The organism is Rhodopseudomonas sp. WA056, assembly GCF_010906995.1.
Lineage (GTDB): Bacteria > Pseudomonadota > Alphaproteobacteria > Rhizobiales > Xanthobacteraceae > Rhodopseudomonas > Rhodopseudomonas palustris_G.
Window position 1 is genome coordinate 1 of sequence record NZ_QPFS01000024.1, and the last position, 18,631, is coordinate 18,631.

Consider the following 18,631-nt stretch of genomic DNA (forward strand, 5'->3'; position numbering starts at 1 on the left):
AGGTCTCCTGGCTTGCGGGTCATTGCCTCAGTCCGCCTTCCCAGGATTGCTCCCAGTGGCCTGATGACGTCGGCTCGCCGCTGACAGTTGCGGGGGCAGCTCCGGCTCAGGCGGTAACGCCGCACCGAATTCCCTCTTAGCCCTCGATCAAACGATTCGAGAGACCGCGAATACAATATGTAGTGCTCTGGCTACCGTTCTTGTCAAGCTGTCGATGTGTCATTGCTGCCGCTCGCGGGCGCGGATGCGGCCGCATCGGCTCGGCGCCAAGCCTCGATCTGCTCTGGACGGTGCGCGAGCGCCGTGATCGGGGCGGGCGGATACAGCACCAGAAACACCGAGTTCTTGCCGCTGCGGAACGAGGTGTGGCCGGACGTCGGCAGCCGGCCGTCCTTGGTCCAGCGACGGCGCTCGCGTGAGCTGATCGCCAGGATCTCGTCGACCTCCTTCGGGTAGATCCGTTCGGCTTGGAAGGCGGCGATCTCCGCGTCGATCGCCGTCAGCAGGCCGGACATGTCGAACGACGGTTGCCGTATCGTCGCGCTCGCTCCGTAGCCGTCCTGCGTCGCTTCGAGCTTCAGCCTGCGCAGCAGCCTCAGCACCCGGCGGATCACCGCTTTCGCACGGCGGCCTGAACCGAGCGCAACGGCGAAGGTCGGCTCGAACCGCAGCGCGATACCATCATCACATGGACCGAACCACACATAGCGCTTGCAGGTGTCCTGATCGTTCGAGGTCATGCTTCACCACGGCGGTCCCGGCGCGCACTGTCTCGTCTCGATCAGTTCGGGTCAATTCGTCGAATAGGGTGAGAACGAGTTGCAGTTTTCGTCGACGTGGAGCGTGCGGCCGACCGGGGGGAAGGCGCGCTGTGGGCAAGCCGGCCGTTCGCAGATCCGGCAGCCCGCGCCGATGGGAATTGCGATCGACGGATTGGAGAGATCGAGGCCGTCGGAATAGACCAGTCGCCCGGCATGCTGCAGATCGCATCCGAGCGCGACCGCGAAAGTCTTGCGCGGCGCGTGATAGCCGCCTTGATCGTGCGATACGGTGCGCGCCACCCACAGATAGGTGCGGTCGTCCGGCATTCGGGCGAGCTGAGTCAGAATCCGGTCGGGTTGCGAGAACGCCTCGTAGACGTTCCACAGCGGACACGTCCCGCCGCCTCGGGAGAAATGGAAATCGGTCGCCGATTGACGTTTCGAGATGTTGCCTGCGCGGTCCACCCGGATGAAGAAGAACGGCACGCCGCGTGCGCCCGGTCGCTGCAACGTGCTGAGACGGTGGCAGATGGTCTCGTAGCCGACGCCGAAATGCCGGCCGATCCGTGCGATGTCGTAGCGGACCGCTTCGGCCTTCTGGCGGAATACCCCGTAGGGCAGCAGCAACGCGCCGGCGAAATAGTTGGCGAGCCCGATCCGTGCAAGCTTGCGCGACGCTTCGTCGCCGAACGGACTTTCACCGACGAGCGCGTCGATCGTTTCGCGATGTTCCAGAAACGCCAGTTGGGTGCCCATTTGGAACGCTTGCTGACCTGGCTGTAGTCGTGCCGACAGCCGCAAGGTTCGGTCCCCCGCGCTGAAGCTGCGTTGCAGGTCGAGCCTCTGGTCGTCGGTCTCGGTGATCCTGACCTCGACGCCGTGCCGCGATCGCAGGCGGTCGACCAAAGCGGCCGCGACCTGCTGGATCGTGTGTCCGACGTCTGCCGCGGTCAGTTCGGCGGCTTCGTCGAGCTCGGCGATGTAGTTGTGCCTCGCATAGAAGAAGTCGCGGACTTCTTCGAACGGGGTGGACACCGGCGCGCCCGGACGATCCTGGCGATCGTCGCCGAGGCGCGCCGCCAGCGCCGACGACTGCTCCAGCGCGAAGTGATAGCGCCGGTAGATCGCGACCAGGGCTCGCCCGGCCGCCGGCATGTTGGAGGCGAGCTCGCGCACGTCGCTCGACGTCATGCTCTCGCCGATCAGCGGGTCCGACAGCGCTTCCTTGAGGTCGGCGATCAGCCGTGCCTCGTCGTCCTCGGAAAACAATTGCACGTCGATGCCCAGCGTCGCGTTGAGCTTCAGCAACACCGGGACCGTCAGTGGACGCTGGTTGTTCTCGATCTGATTGAGGTAGCTCGGCGAGACGCCGACGGCCGTGGCGAGCGCCTGCTGCGTCATGCCGCGCTGCTCGCGCAGCCGCCGCAGCCGCGCTCCTACATACGCTTTCTTCATCTCGCCTCCGCCCACCGACTTCGCAATCTTCGCAACTCGCCGCGCCCCGCTTTGCAAATCTTCGCAGGTTTAGTGCTTTACGGCGGCCTGCGTTCGCCAATATGCCGAACCATACGCCAAGACAAGCCGAAGGAGGTGGCGCCATGAGCGTGACGAGCTTCGATGCTCCACACGAGACTCGCTTCGTCGAGATGATTTTCCCGGAGCAAGCTAATCACTACGGCACACTGTTCGGCGGCAACGCGCTCAACCTGATGGGCAAGGCCGCCTTCGTCGCGGCGACACGGCGGGCGCGCCAACCGATCGTGATGGCGACATCGGACAAGATCGAATTCCACGTTCCGGTGAAGGTCGGCGATCTCGTCGAATTGACTGCCCGCGTGGTGCGGGTCGGGCGCTCGTCGATGACCGTCGTCGTCGACGTGGTCAGCGAAGCGCTGATTTCCGGTGCCCGGCAACTCGCAGTCCGCGGCTCGTTCGAAATGGTCGCCGTCGACAAGGCCGGCAGACCGACGCCCGTGCAAGTACTTTCATCGACGACGACCATCACCCAGGAGACCACTTCGTGAAGCTGCATACCGTCCGTACCGCCCGTTCCGCCGACCGTTTGCCCCGCGCCGAGCAGCTCGCCTGGAAGATCGCCGAGGTCGCTGCCGATCCGGTCGCCGTCGAGCCGGAGGTGGTCGAGATGATCGGCAATCGGATCATCGACAACGCCGCCGTGGCGGCTGCGTCGATCGCCCGGCGTCCGGTCGCCAGCGCCCGGGCGCAAGCGATGGCGCATCCGTATCGCGCCGGCGCGACGGTGTTCGGGCTGGCGCTCGACCGGCGCGTTTCGCCCGAATGGGCGGCGTGGGCCAACGGCGTCGCCGTCCGCGAGCTGGATTTCCACGACACCTATCTGGCGGCGGACTACTCGCATCCGGGCGACAACATTCCGCCGATTCTCGCGGTGGCGCAGCACTGCGGCCTCGACGGCGCCGCGCTGGTCCGCGGTATCGCGGCGGGCTACGAAATCCAGGTCGATCTCGTCACCGGGATCTGCCTGCACGAGCACAAGATCGATCACATCGCGCATCTCGGCCCCTCCGCCGCAGCAGGCATCGGAACGGCGCTACGGCTGCCGCCCGAGGTGATCTATCAGGCCGTCCAGCAGGCGCTGCACGTCACCACCACGACGCGGCAATCGCGCAAGGGCGAAATTTCGAGCTGGAAGGCTTACGCCCCGGCGTTCGCCGGCAAGATGGCGGTCGAGGCGGTCGACCGGGTGATGCGCGGCGAAGGCGCGCCGTCGCCGGCCTGGGAGGGCGAGGACGGCTTCATCGCCTGGCTGCTCGGCGGCCCCAAGGCGGAGTATCAGGTGCCGCTGCCGGACCACGGCGAGGCCAAGCGGGCGATTTTGCAGACGTACACCAAGGAGCACTCCGCCGAGTATCAGAGCCAGGCGCTGATCGACCTCGCGCGACGGATGGGGCCGGTGCTGCGGGAGCGGACGCCGGATCTGTCGAAGATCAAGAGCATCGTCCTGCATACCAGCCATCACACCCACTATGTGATCGGCACCGGTGCCAACGATCCGCAGAAGATGGACCCGACCGCGAGCCGCGAAACGCTCGACCACTCGATCATGTACATCTTCGCCGTCGCGCTCGAAGACGGCGGCTGGCATCACGAGCAGTCCTACGCGCCTGAGCGTGCGGCGCGGCCTGCCACGATCGCGCTGTGGCACAAGGTGTCGACGGTGGAAGATCCGGAATGGACGCGGCGCTATCACAGCCGCGATCCGAAGGAGAAGGCGTTCGGCGCCCGCGTCGTGGTCACCCTCGACGACGGATCGATCGTCGAGGATCAGATCGCCGTCGCCGATGCGCATCCGTTCGGGCGCCGGCCGTTCCGCCGCGAGCAGTATGTCGGCAAGTTCCGCACCCTGGCGGACGGCGTCGTCGAGCAGTCGGAGCAGGACCGTTTCCTCGAACTCGTCGACCGGCTGCCCGAGTTGAGCTCGGCCGAGCTCGGCGGACTGAGCTTCGCTGTCGCGCCGTTCCGGCTCGGGGTGGCGTCGCCGGCCGGCATCTTCGATTGGAAGTCCGGATCGTAAGCTGGGGCCGAACAATTCTAATCACCAGGGAGGAAGCAATGACAGACCACGCGATTGCGCGTCACAGCGCTCCGCCGAAGAAGTCCGTCGCGTTGTCCGGCGTCATCGCCGGCAACACCGCGCTGTGCACGGTCGGGCGAACCGGAAACGATCTGCACTATCGGGGGTACGACATTCTCGACATGGCGGAGACCTGCGAGTTCGAAGAGATCGCGCATCTTCTGGTGCACGGGTCCCTGCCGACGGTCGCGGAACTGGCCGCCTACAAGGCCAGACTGCGAAGCCTGCGCGGGCTGCCGGCGGCGGTGCGCAGTGCCCTCGAAGCACTGCCGGCGGCGGCGCATCCGATGGATGTGATGCGCTCCGGGGTGTCCTCGCTCGGCTGCGTTCTGCCGGAAGCGGGCGACCTCAATCATCCGGGGGCGCGTGACATTGCCGACCGGCTGTTGGCCTCGTTCGGCTCGATGCTGCTGTACTGGTACCACTTCGCCCACACCGGCCGCCGCATCGAGGTCGAGACCGACGACGACAGCATCGGCGGTCACTTTCTGCATCTGCTGCACCGGACCAAACCGCGAGAGTCCCACGTCCGCGCGATGCATACTTCGCTGAACCTGTATGCCGAGCACGAGTTCAACGCCTCGACCTTCACGGCGCGCTGCATCGCCGGGACCGGCGCCGACTTCTACTCGGCGATCGCCGGCGCGATCGGAGCGCTGCGTGGTCCCAAGCACGGCGGCGCCAACGAAGCGGCGTTCGAAATCCAGAAGCGATACGCGACTCCCGAGGAGGCGGAGGCCGACATCCGCCGTCGAGTGGCTGCGAAGGAGGTGGTGATCGGGTTCGGCCACCCGGTCTACACCATCGCCGACCCGCGCAACCGCGTGATCAAGGAAGTCGCGCGGCGGCTTTCGGTCGAGGCCGGATCGGTGAAGATGTTCGAGATCGCCGACCGGATCGAGGCGGTGATGCACGAATCCAAGAAGATGTTTGCCAATCTCGACTGGTTCAGCGCCGTCTCCTATCACGCGATGGGCGTGCCGACCTCGCTGTTCACGCCGTTGTTCGTGATCTCACGGACGGCGGGATGGAGCGCCCACATCATCGAGCAGCGGCAGGACAACAAGATCATCCGCCCGACCGCGAACTACGTCGGACCGGAGAATCGTCTGTTCGTGCCGATCGAACAACGCGGCCACGCGCCGTCTTCTTGTCATGCCTGAAAGTGAAACCATGCCGTATCTCGTTGCTGCCGATCTCCCCACCGACCCCGCAGGCGTGCGGTTCCGCTCGCTGATCGAGCGCGGCGGCATCGTCCGGATGCCGGGCGCGCACAATGGCATGGCCGCACTGCAGGCGCGTGCCGCCGGCTTCGAGGCGTTGTATCTGTCGGGCGCCGCGATGACCGCGTCGATGGGGATTCCCGACCTCGGGATGATCACGGTCGACGAGGTGGCGTTCTTCATCCGGCAGATCGCGCGGGCAGGCGGCCTTCCCACCCTGGTCGATGGCGACACCGGGTACGGCGAGGCCCTCAACGTCATGCACATGGTCCGCACCTTCGAGGATGCCGGCGCGGGGGCGGTTCATATCGAGGATCAGCTCCTGCCGAAGAAGTGCGGCCATCTCAACGACAAGAAGCTCGCCGACGCGAACGACATGGCCGCCAAGGTCGCCGCCGCGGCGAAGGCGCGACGACATCTCTATCTGATCGCACGGACTGACGCGGCGGCGAGCGAAGGCATCGACGGCGCGGTGGCGCGCGCCAGGCTGTACATCGAGGCCGGAGCCGACGCGATCTTTCCCGAGGCGCTGACCACGGCCGAGATGTTCCGCGAATTCGCTGCTCGGATGCCGGGCGTGCCGCTGCTCGCCAACATGACCGAATTCGGCCGGACTCCGTTCTTCACCGCCGACGAGTTTCAGCAGATGGGCTACCGGATGGTGATCTGGCCGGTGTCGTCGCTGCGCGTCGCCAACAAGGCGCAACAGAAGCTCTATGCGACGTTGCGGCGGGACGGCAGCACGCAAGCGATGCTCGGCGAGATGCAGACCCGCGCCGAGCTGTACGACACGCTCGGGCTCGACCGCTTCGAGGCGCTGGATGCGTCGATCGTTCGATCGATCGCGCCGGCGTCGGCCGGATCATAGGCGAGAGACGGAATCGGCGGGTAGCAAGCCGATGTCGCGTCCCGAGCGGCGGAAGCTGATAGCTCCGGTTCGGTAGGACAGAGTCTTTCTGCCTGTTGCTGCGCGTCTTGCGCGGGGGAAACTAATTAGTTGAGATGATCGAAGCGTGGATCGCTTGACAGCCTTGGATCATCCTCGCCATAGTGATCGCCGTCGAGGTTCTTCGGATCGTATCGTCCGGAGCTAAGAGGGAAGCCGGTGCAAGGCCGGCGCTGCCCCCGCAACTGTCAGCGGCGAGCCGACGTTCAGCAAAGCCACTGGGAGCGATCCCGGGAAGGTCGAACGAAGGCGATGACCCGCGAGCCAGGAGACCTGCCTCGTCGAACGAAACGTCCACGGGCGGGGTGCCCCGGTGGTGCGCTTGTGGCCCCGCCGTGCTTGCGGTTCGGGGAATCATGCCGCGTCGCTAGGCCTTGCCCCCAACTTTTGGGGTTGAGCCATGTCTTCTCTCACAACTACTACGTCTCTTGCCGTCGCCACACTCGGCACACCGCGGATCGGGCCGCGGCGCGAGCTGAAATCCGCACTCGAAAGTTTCTGGGCCGGCAAGTCGACGGAAGCCGACCTGCTGCGAGTTGCGGCCGCGTTGCGCGCGGCGAACTGGGCGCGGCAAAAAGCGCGCGGCGTCAGCGTGATTCCGTCGAACGACTTCTCGCTCTACGATCAGGTCCTCGACACCAGCGTGATGGTCGGCGCGATTCCCGAGATCTATGGGTGGAGAGGGGGGCCGGTCTCACTTGCTACCTATTTCGCCATGGCGCGCGGCACCCAGGCCGAAATCGCAGGGCATGGTTGCGCCAATGGTCATCACCACGGCGATTCTGCACCGCAGGGCGTCCCGGCGCAGGAGATGACCAAGTGGTTCGACACCAACTACCACTACATGGTGCCTGAATTTTCCGCCGGGCAGAGCTTCCAGCTCGTATCGCTCAAGCCGCTCGAGGAATATCGCGAGGCCAAGGCGCTCGGCTACGACACCCGTCCGGTGCTGCTCGGGCCGGTCACCTATCTGAAGCTCGGCAAGTGCGCGGATGCCGACTTCGACGTCCTGTCGCTGCTGTCGAAGCTGGTGCCGGTCTACATCGAGATCCTCGGCCGGCTCGCGGCGGAGGGGGCGAAGTGGGTTCAGCTCGACGAGCCGGCGCTGGTGCTCGATCTCGACGATCGCGAGCGCCTGGCGTTTCGCGATGCCTACGGCCAGATCGCGCGCGAGCTGCCGCATCTCGATATCATGCTGACGACCTATTTCGGCGGGCTCGGCGACAATCTCGAGACCGCGCTGGCGCTACCGATCGCGGGTCTGCATCTCGACCTGGTGCGGGCGCCGAAGCAGATCAACGCTGTGATCGCGAAGGGTCCGAAGGATCTGGTGCTGTCGCTCGGCATTATCGACGGGCGCAATGTCTGGCGCGCTGATTTGCCCGATCTGCTCGATCGCCTCGAACCGATCGTGCAGCAGCGTGGGCTCGACCGCGTGCAACTGGCGCCGTCGTGTTCGCTGCTGCATGTGCCGGTCGATCTCGAACTCGAAGCCGGCCTCGATCCGGACCTGAAGAGCTGGCTGTCGTTCTCGCTGCAGAAGATGGGCGAGCTGTCGACACTGGGCAGGGCCTTGAGCGGCGACCGGGCCGCGGTGCACGACCAGTTGTCCGCCTCGGCCAAGGCGGCCGCGACGCGGCGCAAGTCGCCCAAAGTGCACGACGTCGCGGTGATCGGCCGCGCCGCGGCGGTGACCGACGCGATGATCCATCGCAACAGCGGGTTTGCTGCGCGTGCGACATTGCAGCATCAGCGGCTACAGCTGCCGGCGTTTCCGACTACCACGATCGGGTCGTTTCCGCAGACCGCCCAGATCCGCCAGGTCCGCGCCGCTCATGCCAAGGGCGCGATCTCGGATGCGGACTACAACACGTTCCTGCGCGGCGAGACCGCCCGGGCGATTCAGTGGCAGGAGAAGGTCGGCCTCGACGTCCTGGTCCACGGCGAGTTCGAACGCAACGATATGGTGCAGTATTTCGGCGAGCAACTCTCCGGCTTCGCCTTCACCAAGGAGGGGTGGGTGCAGAGCTATGGCTCGCGCTGCGTGCGGCCGCCGATCCTGTTCGGCGACGTGTCGCGGCCGAAGCCGATGACGGTCGGCTGGTGGAAGTACGCGCAGTCGCTCACGGCCAAGCCGATGAAGGGCATGCTCACCGGACCGGTGACGATCCTGAACTGGTCGTTCGTCCGCGACGACGTTCCGCGCAGCACGGCGTGCCGCCAGATCGCGCTCGCCATCCGCGACGAAGTCGGCGATCTCGAACAGGCCGGCGCCACGATGATCCAGATCGACGAGGCGGCGCTGCGCGAAGGCTTGCCGCTGCGCCGCTCCGAATGGAAGGGGTATCTCGATTGGGCGGTCGAGTGCTTCCGGCTGTGCTCGTCCGGCGTCATGGACGAGACCCAGATCCATACGCACATGTGCTACTCGGAGTTCAACGACATCATCGACGCGATTGCCGCGATGGACGCCGATGTGATCTCGATCGAGACGTCGCGCTCGAAGATGGAGCTGCTCGACGCGTTCAAGACCTACAAGTACCCGAACGAGATCGGTCCCGGAGTCTACGATATTCATTCGCCCCGGGTGCCGTCGGTCGAGGAGATGACGACGCTGCTTCAGCTCGCGCGGCAGCGGCTGTCCGACGGGCAATTGTGGGTCAATCCGGATTGCGGATTGAAGACGCGTGGCTGGGACGAGGTCCAGGGGGCGCTCATCAATATGGTCGAGGCAGCGCGGCACATTCGCCAGATCAGTGCGGGATGAAGTGGCGCCGCTCTGAACGGTGCTTGTGACGTGCTGCCATCGGGGAGGCCTCCGGCTGGGTGCCGGGGGCCTCCAAACTTGTCGGGCCGACGAATGATCGCGTTGGCGACGTTCCGGTCGCGGGGGATGAGGATCGGCCAATGGCCGGCCTGGTGTGTTTAATTGGCGAGATCGCAGAGGCCGGGTTCCTGCGAAGGCGACCGCGACCTGGACGCCCTCCTTGCTTCGGCTTCTTGCGGAGGGCGGACGGCCGAACTGCAGATCGTCGCCTCCTGCCGTGCTGAACCGACCAGTGGGTGATAGTCGGCTGTGCACCTACTCCGACATCGAATTGCTCATCCAGCTTCTGGATGGACCAAAAATAGAGCACCCGCTGGAACCAACTCGCCTTGCCAGGTTGTATGATCTTTTGTTAGGTAGTTCATACACGAGTGGGAGAGTGCGTTGAGCGAAGCCGGGGGGCGTGTCGTAGGGCGTGGTCCATCGCGTGGTTGCGGGGCTTCGCATTCGACAATTATTCGGTGGGGTCGGGGCGAGCTCCTGCCGTCGTTTCAGTCTGGAGTCGGACGACCGCTGCGCTCGGCCGCAATGGTCTCGGTTTGTCTCGCCGCCCTGTGCGCCTGTTACGCGGACGGTGCGTCAGCGCAGACGGGTCTGCCGGCGGTGACCGTCGATGCGCCCGTGGCGCGTCAGAAGCCCCAATCGCAGCGCTCTGCCCAGCCAACTCGGGCAACGCAGCGTCGCGCTGTACGGGCGCAAAGGCCGAACGCGCCGCCCGCTGCGCCAAATCCGGCTGCGGCGGATGTGCGCCCTGCGACGGTTGAACGTGGCAATGGCCCGGTCGACGGCTATCGCGCCACCCGCACCACCAGCGGCACCAAGACCGATACGCTGCTCAAGGATATCCCGCAGGAAATCGTGGTCGTGCCCCGGCAGGTGCTCGACGATCGGAATGCGACGACGGTGGCCGGCGCGCTCGACGTCGTCGGCGGCGTGACCCGCGGCAACAATTTCGGCGGCCTCAACAACTACGAGTTCAACATCCGCGGCTTCCCGACCCGCAACGCCGCCAAGAACGGCATCTCCGCGGTTCGCCGTTACGAGCCGGACGACGCCGCCAATGTCGAGCGCGTCGAAGTGATGATGGGCCCGTCCGGCGCGCTGTACGGACGCAGTGATCCGAGCGGCTTCTACAATGTCATCACCAAGCAGCCGCTCGACCGCAACTTCGTGACCTTGATGGGGACGGTCGGCTCCTACGGCATGCGGCGCACCACGATCGATGCCAACCAGGTGTTGTCGGACGACAAGACGTGGCTCGGCCGCATCAACGCTGCGTTCGACCAGCGCGACAGCTTCCGCGATTTCATCGACAGCAAGCGTGTTTTCGTCGCTCCGGTCGTGTCCTATTCGCCGTCCGCCGATTGGCGGGTGACGTTCGAGGGCGAATACCTGAAGGACGATCGACCGTTCGACCGCGGTCTGGTCGCGGTCAACAAGAATGTCGGTTCGCTGCCGATCTCCCGTTTCCTCGGCGAGCCCAACGACGGCCCGATCCGCAATCAGTATGTCCTTGGGAGTTTTCGGGTCGAGCACGATATCAACAAGGATTGGCTCGTCAGATTCGCCACTCAGTACAAAGAGGGGAGTCTGTACGGCTGGACGGCCGAGCCCGTCTCGGTCAATGCCGCCGGCATCCTGACGCGACGCAACACGTTCCGGGATTACAATTGGGCGTCATCGAACTCCCAACTGGAAACCGTCGGCCATTTCGGCATCGGCGGCATCAAGAACACGCTGCTGGCCGGGCTCGAATACGAGCACTACACCGATCTCGAAGACTTTCGGCGGTCTAACAACACGACCAATCCCTACAGCATCAACGTGTACAATCCGGTCTATGGTCAGGCCAAGCCGCCTGCCACGGTCCTGTCGCTGTTCAAGGATCGCGTCGATACTTTAGGGCTGTACGGATCGCTGCAGACCGAATGGACCTCGCAGCTCAAGACGCTGGTCGGCGTTCGCTACGACAACTACGATCAGGATGCGCGGCAGTTGATCACCGGTCAGCGTATCACCCAGAATCCGGATCCCGTGATTCCGAAAGCCGGTGTGACGTACGAGATCGTGCCGAACTTCACGCTGTTCGCCGATGTCGCCAAATCCTTCAGGCCTAATCTCGATTCCGACACCGGCTTTGCCGGGACAGCGACCGGGCAGGCATTCGCGCCCGAAACCGGCATCGGCTACGAAGCCGGCGCCAAGTGGGATCTGCTCGGCAACAAGCTGAGCGTGACGGCTGCCGCGTTCAAGATCGTCAAGGACAACGTGCTGACTGCGGACCCGGCCAATCCGGGTTTCAGCACCACCGCCGGGCAGGTCACCAGCACCGGCTTCGACATCAACGTCGTCGGCAACGTCACGCGCGAACTGCGTCTGATCGGTGGTTACGCCTATACGGACGCCAGGATCACCCAGGACGTGACGCTGCCCATCGGCGCGCGTTTCCCGAACGTGCCGCTGAACAGCGGCTCGATGATGGCGGTGTATGAATGGCAGTCGGGAATGCTCGCAGGGCTCGGACTGGGCGGCGGCGTCTCGGCCGCGGATTCGCGGGCGGGCGATGCCACCGGCGGCAGCTTCACCGTGCCGGGCTACGTCAAGTTCGACGCGCTGGCCTACTACACCCTCAACAAGACGACCAAGATCTCGTTGAACGTCTACAACATCGCCAACACGGTCTACTACGATCAGGTCCGCTCCACGACCAATGTCTATCCCGGCCAGCCGCGCACGGTGTGGCTCACCATGAAGAGTACGTTCTGAGGGGCGCTCGCGGCGCCATGTCTCGATCGTCTCCGGGGAGGAAACCGCATGTCTCAGCAGTTGGCCAACTTCGCGTTGAAGGAGGAGATCCGCGAGTATTGGAGTCGCAGGGCCGAGACGTTCGATCAGTCCCCGCTGCACGGCATGCAGGCTCCGGGCGAGAAGGCCGCATGGCTCGATCTGATCGGAAGCCATGTGGCGGCGCCGGCCGGCGCCGACGTGCTGGAGCTCGCCTTCGGCACCGGCGAGATTACGTCGGTGTTGCTGGCGCTCGGGTTCCGCGTCACGGGGCTGGATCTGACCGAAGCGATGCTGCGAAAGGCGAAGGCCAAACACGCCGGAGCTTCCGATCTGTCGCTATTTCTGGGCGACGCGGAGGATACGCGCGAAGACGACGAAAGCCACGATGCCATCGTGATGCGGCATCTGGTGTGGACGTTGGTCGACCCGATGGCGGCTTTTCGCGATTGGTACCGTGTCGTCCGCCCCGGCGGCCGGATCGTGATCATCGACGGCGACTTCGCGGAGATCTCGCTGCTGAAGCGCTGGCGCCGCAAGCTCGCGCAGTGGATGGAGAGACGGGAGGGGACGCAGGCCCCGGTGATCGATTGGGCGGCGCATGAAGCCATCATGCGACAGATCTATTTCAGCCGCGGCTTGAGGCCGCACGCGCTCCGGCAGATGCTGACTGAGGCCGGTTTCGGCGATTTCCGCATCGAAGACCTCGAACCGGTTCGAAAGGCGCAGCGCCGCGGAGCCAGTCTTGCGACGCGTCTGAAGGTCGGTCTGTCGGACAGCTTCATCCTGTCCTGCGCCAAGCCGCGATGATACGCGCTCTGTTCGCGTCTTCGGTGATGCGGCGGCAGGGCGAGGGCGCTGCACGCAGTGTCCAACGACTGCGCAGATGCTGACCCGCCGACATTTGCTCGCTGCGGCTCTTGCATCTGCGGTGATCCCGGCTGCACGTGCGAGTGACCGCACTCTTCGCGTCGTCGGAGCCACCGGTCTGGCCGGTGAGGACGTAACCGTCTCTCCTTATCTGGTGCAGAATCTCGAGGTCGGTGAGGGGCTGTTCAGGGTCGGGCCTCTCGGCAGGATCGAGCCCTGCCTGGCGATCGCGAGCGAGACGTCGGCCGACGGATTGACGTGGCGGTTTTCGCTCGATCCGTCCGCACGGTTTCACGACGGAACGAAGGTGTCGTCTGAGATCGTGGCGTCCAGCATCGGTCGCGCGCGGCAGATCCCGGCATCGGCCTTGTATCGCGCGCCGATCGGCTCGATCGCCGCAGAGGACGACAGCGTCCTCGTCCGTCTCGACAGGCCCTTCGCGATCCTGCCGGCGATCCTGGCCGCGGCCTCTTCGATCATCCTGGCTCCGTCATCCTACGCGGCGGCGGGGCAGGTAGGGATTCCGGTCGGCACGGGGCCGTTCAAGATCGACTCATTGGTCGACAACAACATCCTCGAATTGTCGTCAGCGAAGCGCCAAGACTCGCCCGCTTCGATCACGCGCGTGCGTTACTTGGCGGTGACGGACGCCGACACGCGCGCCCGCATGGTGGAATCCAGGGACGCGGAGATCGCCTACGTGGTTTCGCCGATCGCCGCCGAGCGGCTGGCGCGCAATTCCAGTCTGAGCGTCGTCCGAGCTCCGGCTCCGCGTCTGCGCTACGTGATGGTCAATGCCGCAGATGCGCGGTTGTCCGACATCCGGGTGCGCCGGGCGTTGTCGCTGGCGCTCGACCGCGCGGCCGCCGCACGGGCGGTGCTGCGCAATCCCGGCGCTGCAGCGACGGGGCTGATGCCGCCGATCCTGCCCGAATGGAGTTCGCCGGGCGTCGCAACGCTGGACTACAATCTTGCCGAGGCCGAAGCGTTGCTTCAGGCCGCCGGATGGGAGCGTCAGGCCGAAGGCCCGCGCCGGCGCGGCGAGCAGCGCCTGGCGTTCACGCTCAGCACTTATGCGATGCGGCCGGAATTGCTGCCTCTGGCGACAGTCATGCAGGCGCAATGGCGCAAGATCGGCATCGATGTGACGATCGAGACGGTGATGCCGGAGCGGATTCTGCAGAAGTCGCGGCATGGCAGTCTCCAGCTCGGACTGATGACCCGATCGTATTTTGCCGTGCCGGACCCTGTCGCGACGCTGTCGGACGATTTCCTCTCGACATCGTCCGCCCGCGGCTGGGGCGCGGTGGGATGGAGCTCGCACGAGCTCGACGATGCGCTGCTCGGCTACGAGTCCACATCCTCCGAGGCGGTTCGCACGGCGGCGCGACGGACCATCACGCGCATCCTGCTCGACGCGCTGCCGATCATTCCCCACTCCTGGTACGAACATGTGCTCGCCCACACCAAGCAGGTGACAGGCGTGATCAGCGATCCGTTCGAAGCAAGTTTTCGGATCAGCCGGATGCAATGGGCATGATCGAGCTCGCGGCACGGATGCTCGCTCGGTTGCTGCTCCGAATGATCGGGGTGACGCTGGTTCTGGTGTCGCTCAGTTTCGTGATGGTCGAATATCTTCCGGGCGACGTCGCCTTTCAGGTGGCCGCCGCGCGGTACGACGTGGAAAACGTCACGCCGGATGTCGAGGCGGCGGTTCGGCGCGAGCTGGGTCTCGATCAGCCGGCCGTCGTGCGCTTCGGCAAGTGGCTCGGAGCGCTCGCGCGCGGCGATCTGGGCCGATCCGTGGTCACTCATCAGCCGGTCGCCGCGTTGCTGGAGGCCCCGCTGCGACGCACGCTGCTGCTGGTGGCGCTGTCGATCCCCATCTCCGTGGCATTCGGCATCCCCCTCGGCCTCTGGCTCGGCCGAACGCCGTCCGGGCTGACGGTCGCCAAGCTGTCGGGTGCGTTGGCGTCCGGAACGCCGACCTACGTGATCGGTCTGCTTCTCGTCCTGATCGTCTCCATCAAATGGAACATGCTGCCATCCGCCGGTTACGGCGGCGCTGCGTTTCTGGTTCTGCCGGCGGCCACGCTCGCTTTGCGCGGGATGGTCCGCATCGCACTGTTCACCGCGGTCTGTATCGCCGAGGCGTTGGAGCATCCCAGCATCGGCTTCGCCCGGATGAAGGGGCATGGTGAAACCGCCGTATTGGTCGGGCACGCATTGCCGATGTCGTCGACGCCGATCATCGCTTTCGTCTTTGCGACACTCGCGGCTCACCTCGAGGGTACAGCCGTCGTCGAGCAGTTGTTCGCCTATCCCGGCCTTGGAAAAATGCTGGTGGATTCGGTGCTGGCGCGGGACGTGCCGATGATGCAGGCCTGCGCGCTCGTGGTGGGCATGCTGATCGTCGTCTGCAACACGCTCGCCGAGTTCAGTGTTCGGCTGTTCGACCGCCGGACAAGAACATGACGCGACTACAGGTAGTCGGGCTCGTGCTGATCCTGGCGATGCTGACGCTGGCCGCCATCGGACCGGCGATCACGCCGTCGCCGAACGAACAGGATCTGGCCAGCGCCTTGCAGCCACCGTCTTGGGACTATCTGCTCGGCACGGACGGCCTCGGCCGCAGCGTCGCCGCGCGGATCGCGACCGGATCGCGGACCTCGCTTTTGATCGCCGTCACCTCGATGACGATCGCTCTCGTCTTGGGCACCGGCCTGGCGCTCGCCGCGGCTCTCGTGCCTGGCCTTCGTGGGCCGATCCGCTGGCTGCTCGACATCTTCCAGGCCTTTCCATCATTCGTCGGCATCCTGATTCTGTCCGGCATCTTTGCGCCGACGCCGCTCACGATCGCCGTCAATGTCGCGCTGATGTCGTGGCCGGAGCCGTGCCGGGTCGCGCTCCTCGCCGCGGAGTCCGCGATGCGAAGTACGGCGGTCGAAGCCGCCGCTCTGGTGAAGCTGCCGCGTCGGTCGATTGCGCTGAAGCTGGTGCTGCCGCGTCTTGCCGATCCGATGGCCGCGCTCGGCGCGATGCTGTTCGGCCAGGCCATCCTTCAGGTCGCGGCGCTCGGCTTTCTCGGGCTTGGACTCAATCCGCCGGCGCCGGAGTGGGGCACCATGATCGCCGAGGCGCTGCCCTACATCGCGGATGCGCCGCATCTGCTGATCGCGCCGTCGGCCGCCGTCGTGGCCAGCGTCGGCGGCATGCTGCTGTTGGCCGATCGGGACAAGCCATGACCGGGGGCAACGATTTGCTGAGCGTCGAGCGGCTGAGCGTGACCGATCGGAGCGGCAGGCCGCTGATCTCCAACGTCGACCTGCATCTAGGCAAAGGAGCGGTTCACGTCATCCTGGGTGAAACAGGCGCGGGCAAGAGCATCGTTTGCGCGGCGATCGCCGGCACGCTTCCGGCCGAACTCGACATCTCCGGCTCGGTCGTTCTTGGCGGACGGGAGTTGACCCGCCTGACCGGGAGCGAGCGCCGCGCGCGGTGGTCGCGCGATCTGTTTCTGCTACCGCAGGAGCCGTGGAACGCGCTGGCCCAGACCCGCACTCTGCAGCGGCAAATCGCCGATATGCCTCGTTTGTTCGACGGAGCGGGTCGCGGGCGTGCAAACCTCGTGGCAGGAGGACTTCTGCAGCGCTTCGGCCTGTCGCCCGTCACCGATGGAGCGAAGCTGCCCTGTGAAATTTCCGGAGGAATGGCGCAGCGCGCCAGCATCGCCACGGCGCTGGCGTCGCCGGCGCGCCTGATCCTGGTCGACGAACCGACCAAAGGGCTCGATGCGGCGTGCCGAGCGGAGATCGCCGAAGCGCTCCGCGTGCTGGCTTCGGAGGGCCGCTCGATCGTCGCCGTGACCCATGATCTGTCGTTCGCCCGCATGCTCGGCGGCACGCTTTCGGTGCTGCGGGACGGCGGCGTGGTCGAAACGGGCCCGACGGCGGATGTGTTACAGGCCCCGCGAACTGACTATGTGCGCGATCTGGTCGATGCGGAGCCGTCGCGCTGGCCGCGCCGCCGCTATGCGCCCTCGGACACGATCTTGGAGCTGGATCGCGCCACGATCAGCGTCGGCGAGGATCGTCGTCCGCTGATCACCGAGCTGTCGCTATCCGCCCGTGCCGGAGAGATCGTCGGTCTCTGCGGGCCATCCGGCTGTGGCAAGACGACGTTGGGGAACGTGCTGCTGAAGCTCGCCGCGCCGGCCGCGGGGCGCGTGACATGGTCGCTGTCGGACACGCGGCGATATCAGAAGATCTATCAGAACCCGGGCGCGGCCTTCGCGTCATGGAGAACGATCGGGGCGACCGTTCGCGATGCTCTCGATCACGCGAATGACCGCGGGCGTTCGCTCCCCCAATTGCTGAACGGTGTCGGTGTCGCGGCGAGCATTTTGGAGCGGCGGCCTCATCAGGTGTCGGGGGGCGAATTGCAGCGGATCTCGCTCGTCAGGGCGCTGCTGTGCTCTCCAGCCTTCATCTTCGCGGACGAACCCACGTCTCGGCTCGACGTCGTGACGCAACGGAAGATCATGGATCTGCTCGCCGATATCGCGATCGAGCAGAAGATCGCGGTGCTGCTCGTCAGTCACGACGCCGATCTGATCGACCGCATGACCGAGCGTTCGATCACGATTCATCATCTCGATGATGCGGTGCCGCTCGGCGTCCCGGCTTATCGATCCCTGCGGTGGAGACCATGGCCCTCAACAACTACACGCTGAAAGACGAAATTAGATCCTATTGGTCGTCCCGCGCGGAGACTTTCGACAATTCGCCGGGCCACGGCATTCGTTCGATCGGGGAGCGGGACGCCTGGGCGAGGCTGCTTGGCGAACACTTCGCAGGCTCCGAGGTGTCCGAGGTTCTGGAACTCGCATCGGGGACCGGCGAGATCACGGCCGTTCTGCTGTCGATGGGTCTTGCCGTGACGGCGATCGATCTGTGCGAGCCGATGATCGCCCAAGCCGCGGCCAAACACGTCAACGCGCAGAAGCGGGTCAAATTCCATCTCGGCGATGCGGAAAACACGATGATGCCGGATCAGCGCTTCGACGCCGTTGTGTCACGCCATCTCGTCTGGACGTTGCCGGATCCTGAAGCCGCCTTCGCCGATTGGCTGCGCGTCCTCCGGCCGGGTGGCCGGGTGGTGATCATCGACGGCGACTGGGTGACTGCGCCGAAGCGCACCTCCGCTCGGATCGCACGCCGGATCGTCGGATGGCTCGACAGATTGGGCGGAACGAAGCCTCATTCGGACGAGGACACTCACCAGCGGATCTTGTCCCAAGTGTACTTCCGGGATGGACTGCGCCGCGACCGGCTGTGTGCGATGCTCGCTGAGGCCGGTTTTGAGAACATCCGGCACGGCGGATTACAGAGCATCTGGAAAGAGCAACTGAAGACGATGTCGTTCAAGGACCGGCTGAGCCTCGGATATTGGTATTGGCACTACTTCATCGTATCGGCGCAAAAGCCCACTATCGCTTGATGATTCAGACGCCGGGGCAGCTCGAAAAACTGGTCGACGGACGATCGCGTAGCTGCGCAGGAGCATCGTTGTCCGAGACGAAGCTCACGGGTGCTGGAGAACTCTAGG

Annotated in this window: 14 protein-coding genes and 2 riboswitches; of the genes, 12 read left to right on the plus strand and 2 right to left on the minus strand. The window is 65.2% G+C overall.

Going from position 1 to position 18,631, the window contains the following annotated elements; translation table 11 throughout:
- Positions 1-184, minus strand: a riboswitch (cobalamin riboswitch). This riboswitch is flagged as partial in the annotation.
- Positions 185-203: 19 nt separating this feature from the next.
- Together DU475_RS07290 and DU475_RS07295 are read right to left on the minus strand one after the other, a co-directional pair.
- Positions 204-740 (minus strand): hypothetical protein, encoded by a 537-nt coding sequence (locus tag DU475_RS07290; RefSeq protein WP_164631548.1) that lies wholly within the window; start codon positions 738-740, stop codon positions 204-206.
- Between the two features lie 51 nt (positions 741-791).
- A complete protein-coding gene (locus tag DU475_RS07295; RefSeq protein WP_164631549.1) occupies positions 792-2,216 on the minus strand; it encodes a short-chain fatty acyl-CoA regulator family protein in 1,425 nt (474 codons plus the stop codon).
- A 143-nt stretch (positions 2,217-2,359) separates the two neighbouring features.
- Here DU475_RS07295 and DU475_RS07300 point away from each other — a divergent pair, with 143 nt between their 5' ends.
- The 12 genes from DU475_RS07300 to DU475_RS07355 all read left to right on the plus strand — a co-directional run bounded on the left by DU475_RS07300 (position 2,360) and on the right by DU475_RS07355 (position 18,523).
- Positions 2,360-2,785 (plus strand): acyl-CoA thioesterase, encoded by a 426-nt coding sequence (locus DU475_RS07300; RefSeq protein ID WP_012495871.1) that lies wholly within the window; start codon positions 2,360-2,362, stop codon positions 2,783-2,785.
- Positions 2,782-4,314: an MmgE/PrpD family protein gene (locus DU475_RS07305; protein WP_164631551.1), complete on the plus strand. Its 1,533-nt coding sequence runs from the start codon at positions 2,782-2,784 to the stop codon at positions 4,312-4,314. The genes DU475_RS07300 and DU475_RS07305 overlap by 4 nt, the downstream gene beginning before the upstream one ends.
- 38 nt (positions 4,315-4,352) lie before the next feature.
- Positions 4,353-5,537, plus strand: coding sequence for a bifunctional 2-methylcitrate synthase/citrate synthase (prpC, locus tag DU475_RS07310; protein WP_205524265.1), 1,185 nt, complete (start codon positions 4,353-4,355; stop codon positions 5,535-5,537).
- Between the two features lie 10 nt (positions 5,538-5,547).
- Complete coding sequence (prpB, locus tag DU475_RS07315; RefSeq protein WP_164631552.1) at positions 5,548-6,465, plus strand: methylisocitrate lyase; 918 nt, start codon at positions 5,548-5,550, stop codon at positions 6,463-6,465.
- Between the two features lie 178 nt (positions 6,466-6,643).
- Positions 6,644-6,838, plus strand: a riboswitch (cobalamin riboswitch).
- 105 nt (positions 6,839-6,943) lie between these two features.
- Positions 6,944-9,310 carry a 5-methyltetrahydropteroyltriglutamate--homocysteine S-methyltransferase gene (gene metE, locus DU475_RS07320; RefSeq protein WP_164631553.1) on the plus strand — a complete coding sequence of 789 codons (2,367 nt, stop codon included), beginning with the start codon at positions 6,944-6,946 and terminating at the stop codon, positions 9,308-9,310.
- Positions 9,311-10,114: 804 nt separating this feature from the next.
- Positions 10,115-12,136 carry a TonB-dependent siderophore receptor gene (locus DU475_RS07325; protein WP_164631554.1) on the plus strand — a complete coding sequence of 674 codons (2,022 nt, stop codon included), beginning with the start codon at positions 10,115-10,117 and terminating at the stop codon, positions 12,134-12,136.
- Between the two features lie 48 nt (positions 12,137-12,184).
- The gene (locus tag DU475_RS07330) at positions 12,185-12,964 is read left to right on the plus strand and encodes a class I SAM-dependent methyltransferase (protein WP_164631555.1); all 780 of its coding nucleotides are present in this window, start codon (positions 12,185-12,187) and stop codon (positions 12,962-12,964) included.
- A gap of 76 nt (positions 12,965-13,040) precedes the next feature.
- Positions 13,041-14,564, plus strand: a complete 1,524-nt coding sequence (locus DU475_RS07335) for an ABC transporter substrate-binding protein (RefSeq protein ID WP_164631556.1) — start codon at positions 13,041-13,043, stop codon at positions 14,562-14,564.
- Positions 14,561-15,499 carry an ABC transporter permease gene (locus tag DU475_RS07340; protein WP_164631557.1) on the plus strand — a complete coding sequence of 313 codons (939 nt, stop codon included), beginning with the start codon at positions 14,561-14,563 and terminating at the stop codon, positions 15,497-15,499. The genes DU475_RS07335 and DU475_RS07340 overlap by 4 nt, the downstream gene beginning before the upstream one ends.
- On the plus strand, positions 15,496-16,269 hold the full coding sequence (locus DU475_RS07345; protein WP_164631558.1) for an ABC transporter permease: 774 nt from the start codon (positions 15,496-15,498) through the stop codon (positions 16,267-16,269). The genes DU475_RS07340 and DU475_RS07345 overlap by 4 nt, the downstream gene beginning before the upstream one ends.
- The gene (locus DU475_RS07350) at positions 16,266-17,756 is read left to right on the plus strand and encodes an ABC transporter ATP-binding protein (protein WP_164631559.1); all 1,491 of its coding nucleotides are present in this window, start codon (positions 16,266-16,268) and stop codon (positions 17,754-17,756) included. Before DU475_RS07345 ends, DU475_RS07350 begins: the two co-directional genes overlap by 4 nt.
- Positions 17,732-18,523, plus strand: coding sequence for a class I SAM-dependent methyltransferase (locus tag DU475_RS07355; protein ID WP_164631560.1), 792 nt, complete (start codon positions 17,732-17,734; stop codon positions 18,521-18,523). Before DU475_RS07350 ends, DU475_RS07355 begins: the two co-directional genes overlap by 25 nt.
- The last annotated feature ends 108 nt before the right edge of the window (positions 18,524-18,631 follow it).

Bases quoted from the DNA above. Each gene is read 5' to 3' on its own strand.
- prpB (WP_164631552.1), top strand. From the start codon at position 5,548: ATGCCGTATCTCGTTGCTGCCGATCTCCCCACCGACCCCGCAGGCGTG.
- DU475_RS07340 (WP_164631557.1), top strand. From the start codon at position 14,561: ATGATCGAGCTCGCGGCACGGATGCTCGCTCGGTTGCTGCTCCGAATG.
- prpC (WP_205524265.1), top strand. From the start codon at position 4,353: ATGACAGACCACGCGATTGCGCGTCACAGCGCTCCGCCGAAGAAGTCC.
- DU475_RS07295 (WP_164631549.1), bottom strand. From the start codon at position 2,216: ATGAAGAAAGCGTATGTAGGAGCGCGGCTGCGGCGGCTGCGCGAGCAG.
- DU475_RS07335 (WP_164631556.1), top strand. From the start codon at position 13,041: ATGCTGACCCGCCGACATTTGCTCGCTGCGGCTCTTGCATCTGCGGTG.
- DU475_RS07330 (WP_164631555.1), top strand. From the start codon at position 12,185: ATGTCTCAGCAGTTGGCCAACTTCGCGTTGAAGGAGGAGATCCGCGAG.
- DU475_RS07300 (WP_012495871.1), top strand. From the start codon at position 2,360: ATGAGCGTGACGAGCTTCGATGCTCCACACGAGACTCGCTTCGTCGAG.
- metE (WP_164631553.1), top strand. From the start codon at position 6,944: ATGTCTTCTCTCACAACTACTACGTCTCTTGCCGTCGCCACACTCGGC.
- DU475_RS07355 (WP_164631560.1), top strand. From the start codon at position 17,732: ATGGCCCTCAACAACTACACGCTGAAAGACGAAATTAGATCCTATTGG.
- DU475_RS07350 (WP_164631559.1), top strand. From the start codon at position 16,266: ATGACCGGGGGCAACGATTTGCTGAGCGTCGAGCGGCTGAGCGTGACC.
- DU475_RS07290 (WP_164631548.1), bottom strand. From the start codon at position 740: ATGACCTCGAACGATCAGGACACCTGCAAGCGCTATGTGTGGTTCGGT.
- DU475_RS07345 (WP_164631558.1), top strand. From the start codon at position 15,496: ATGACGCGACTACAGGTAGTCGGGCTCGTGCTGATCCTGGCGATGCTG.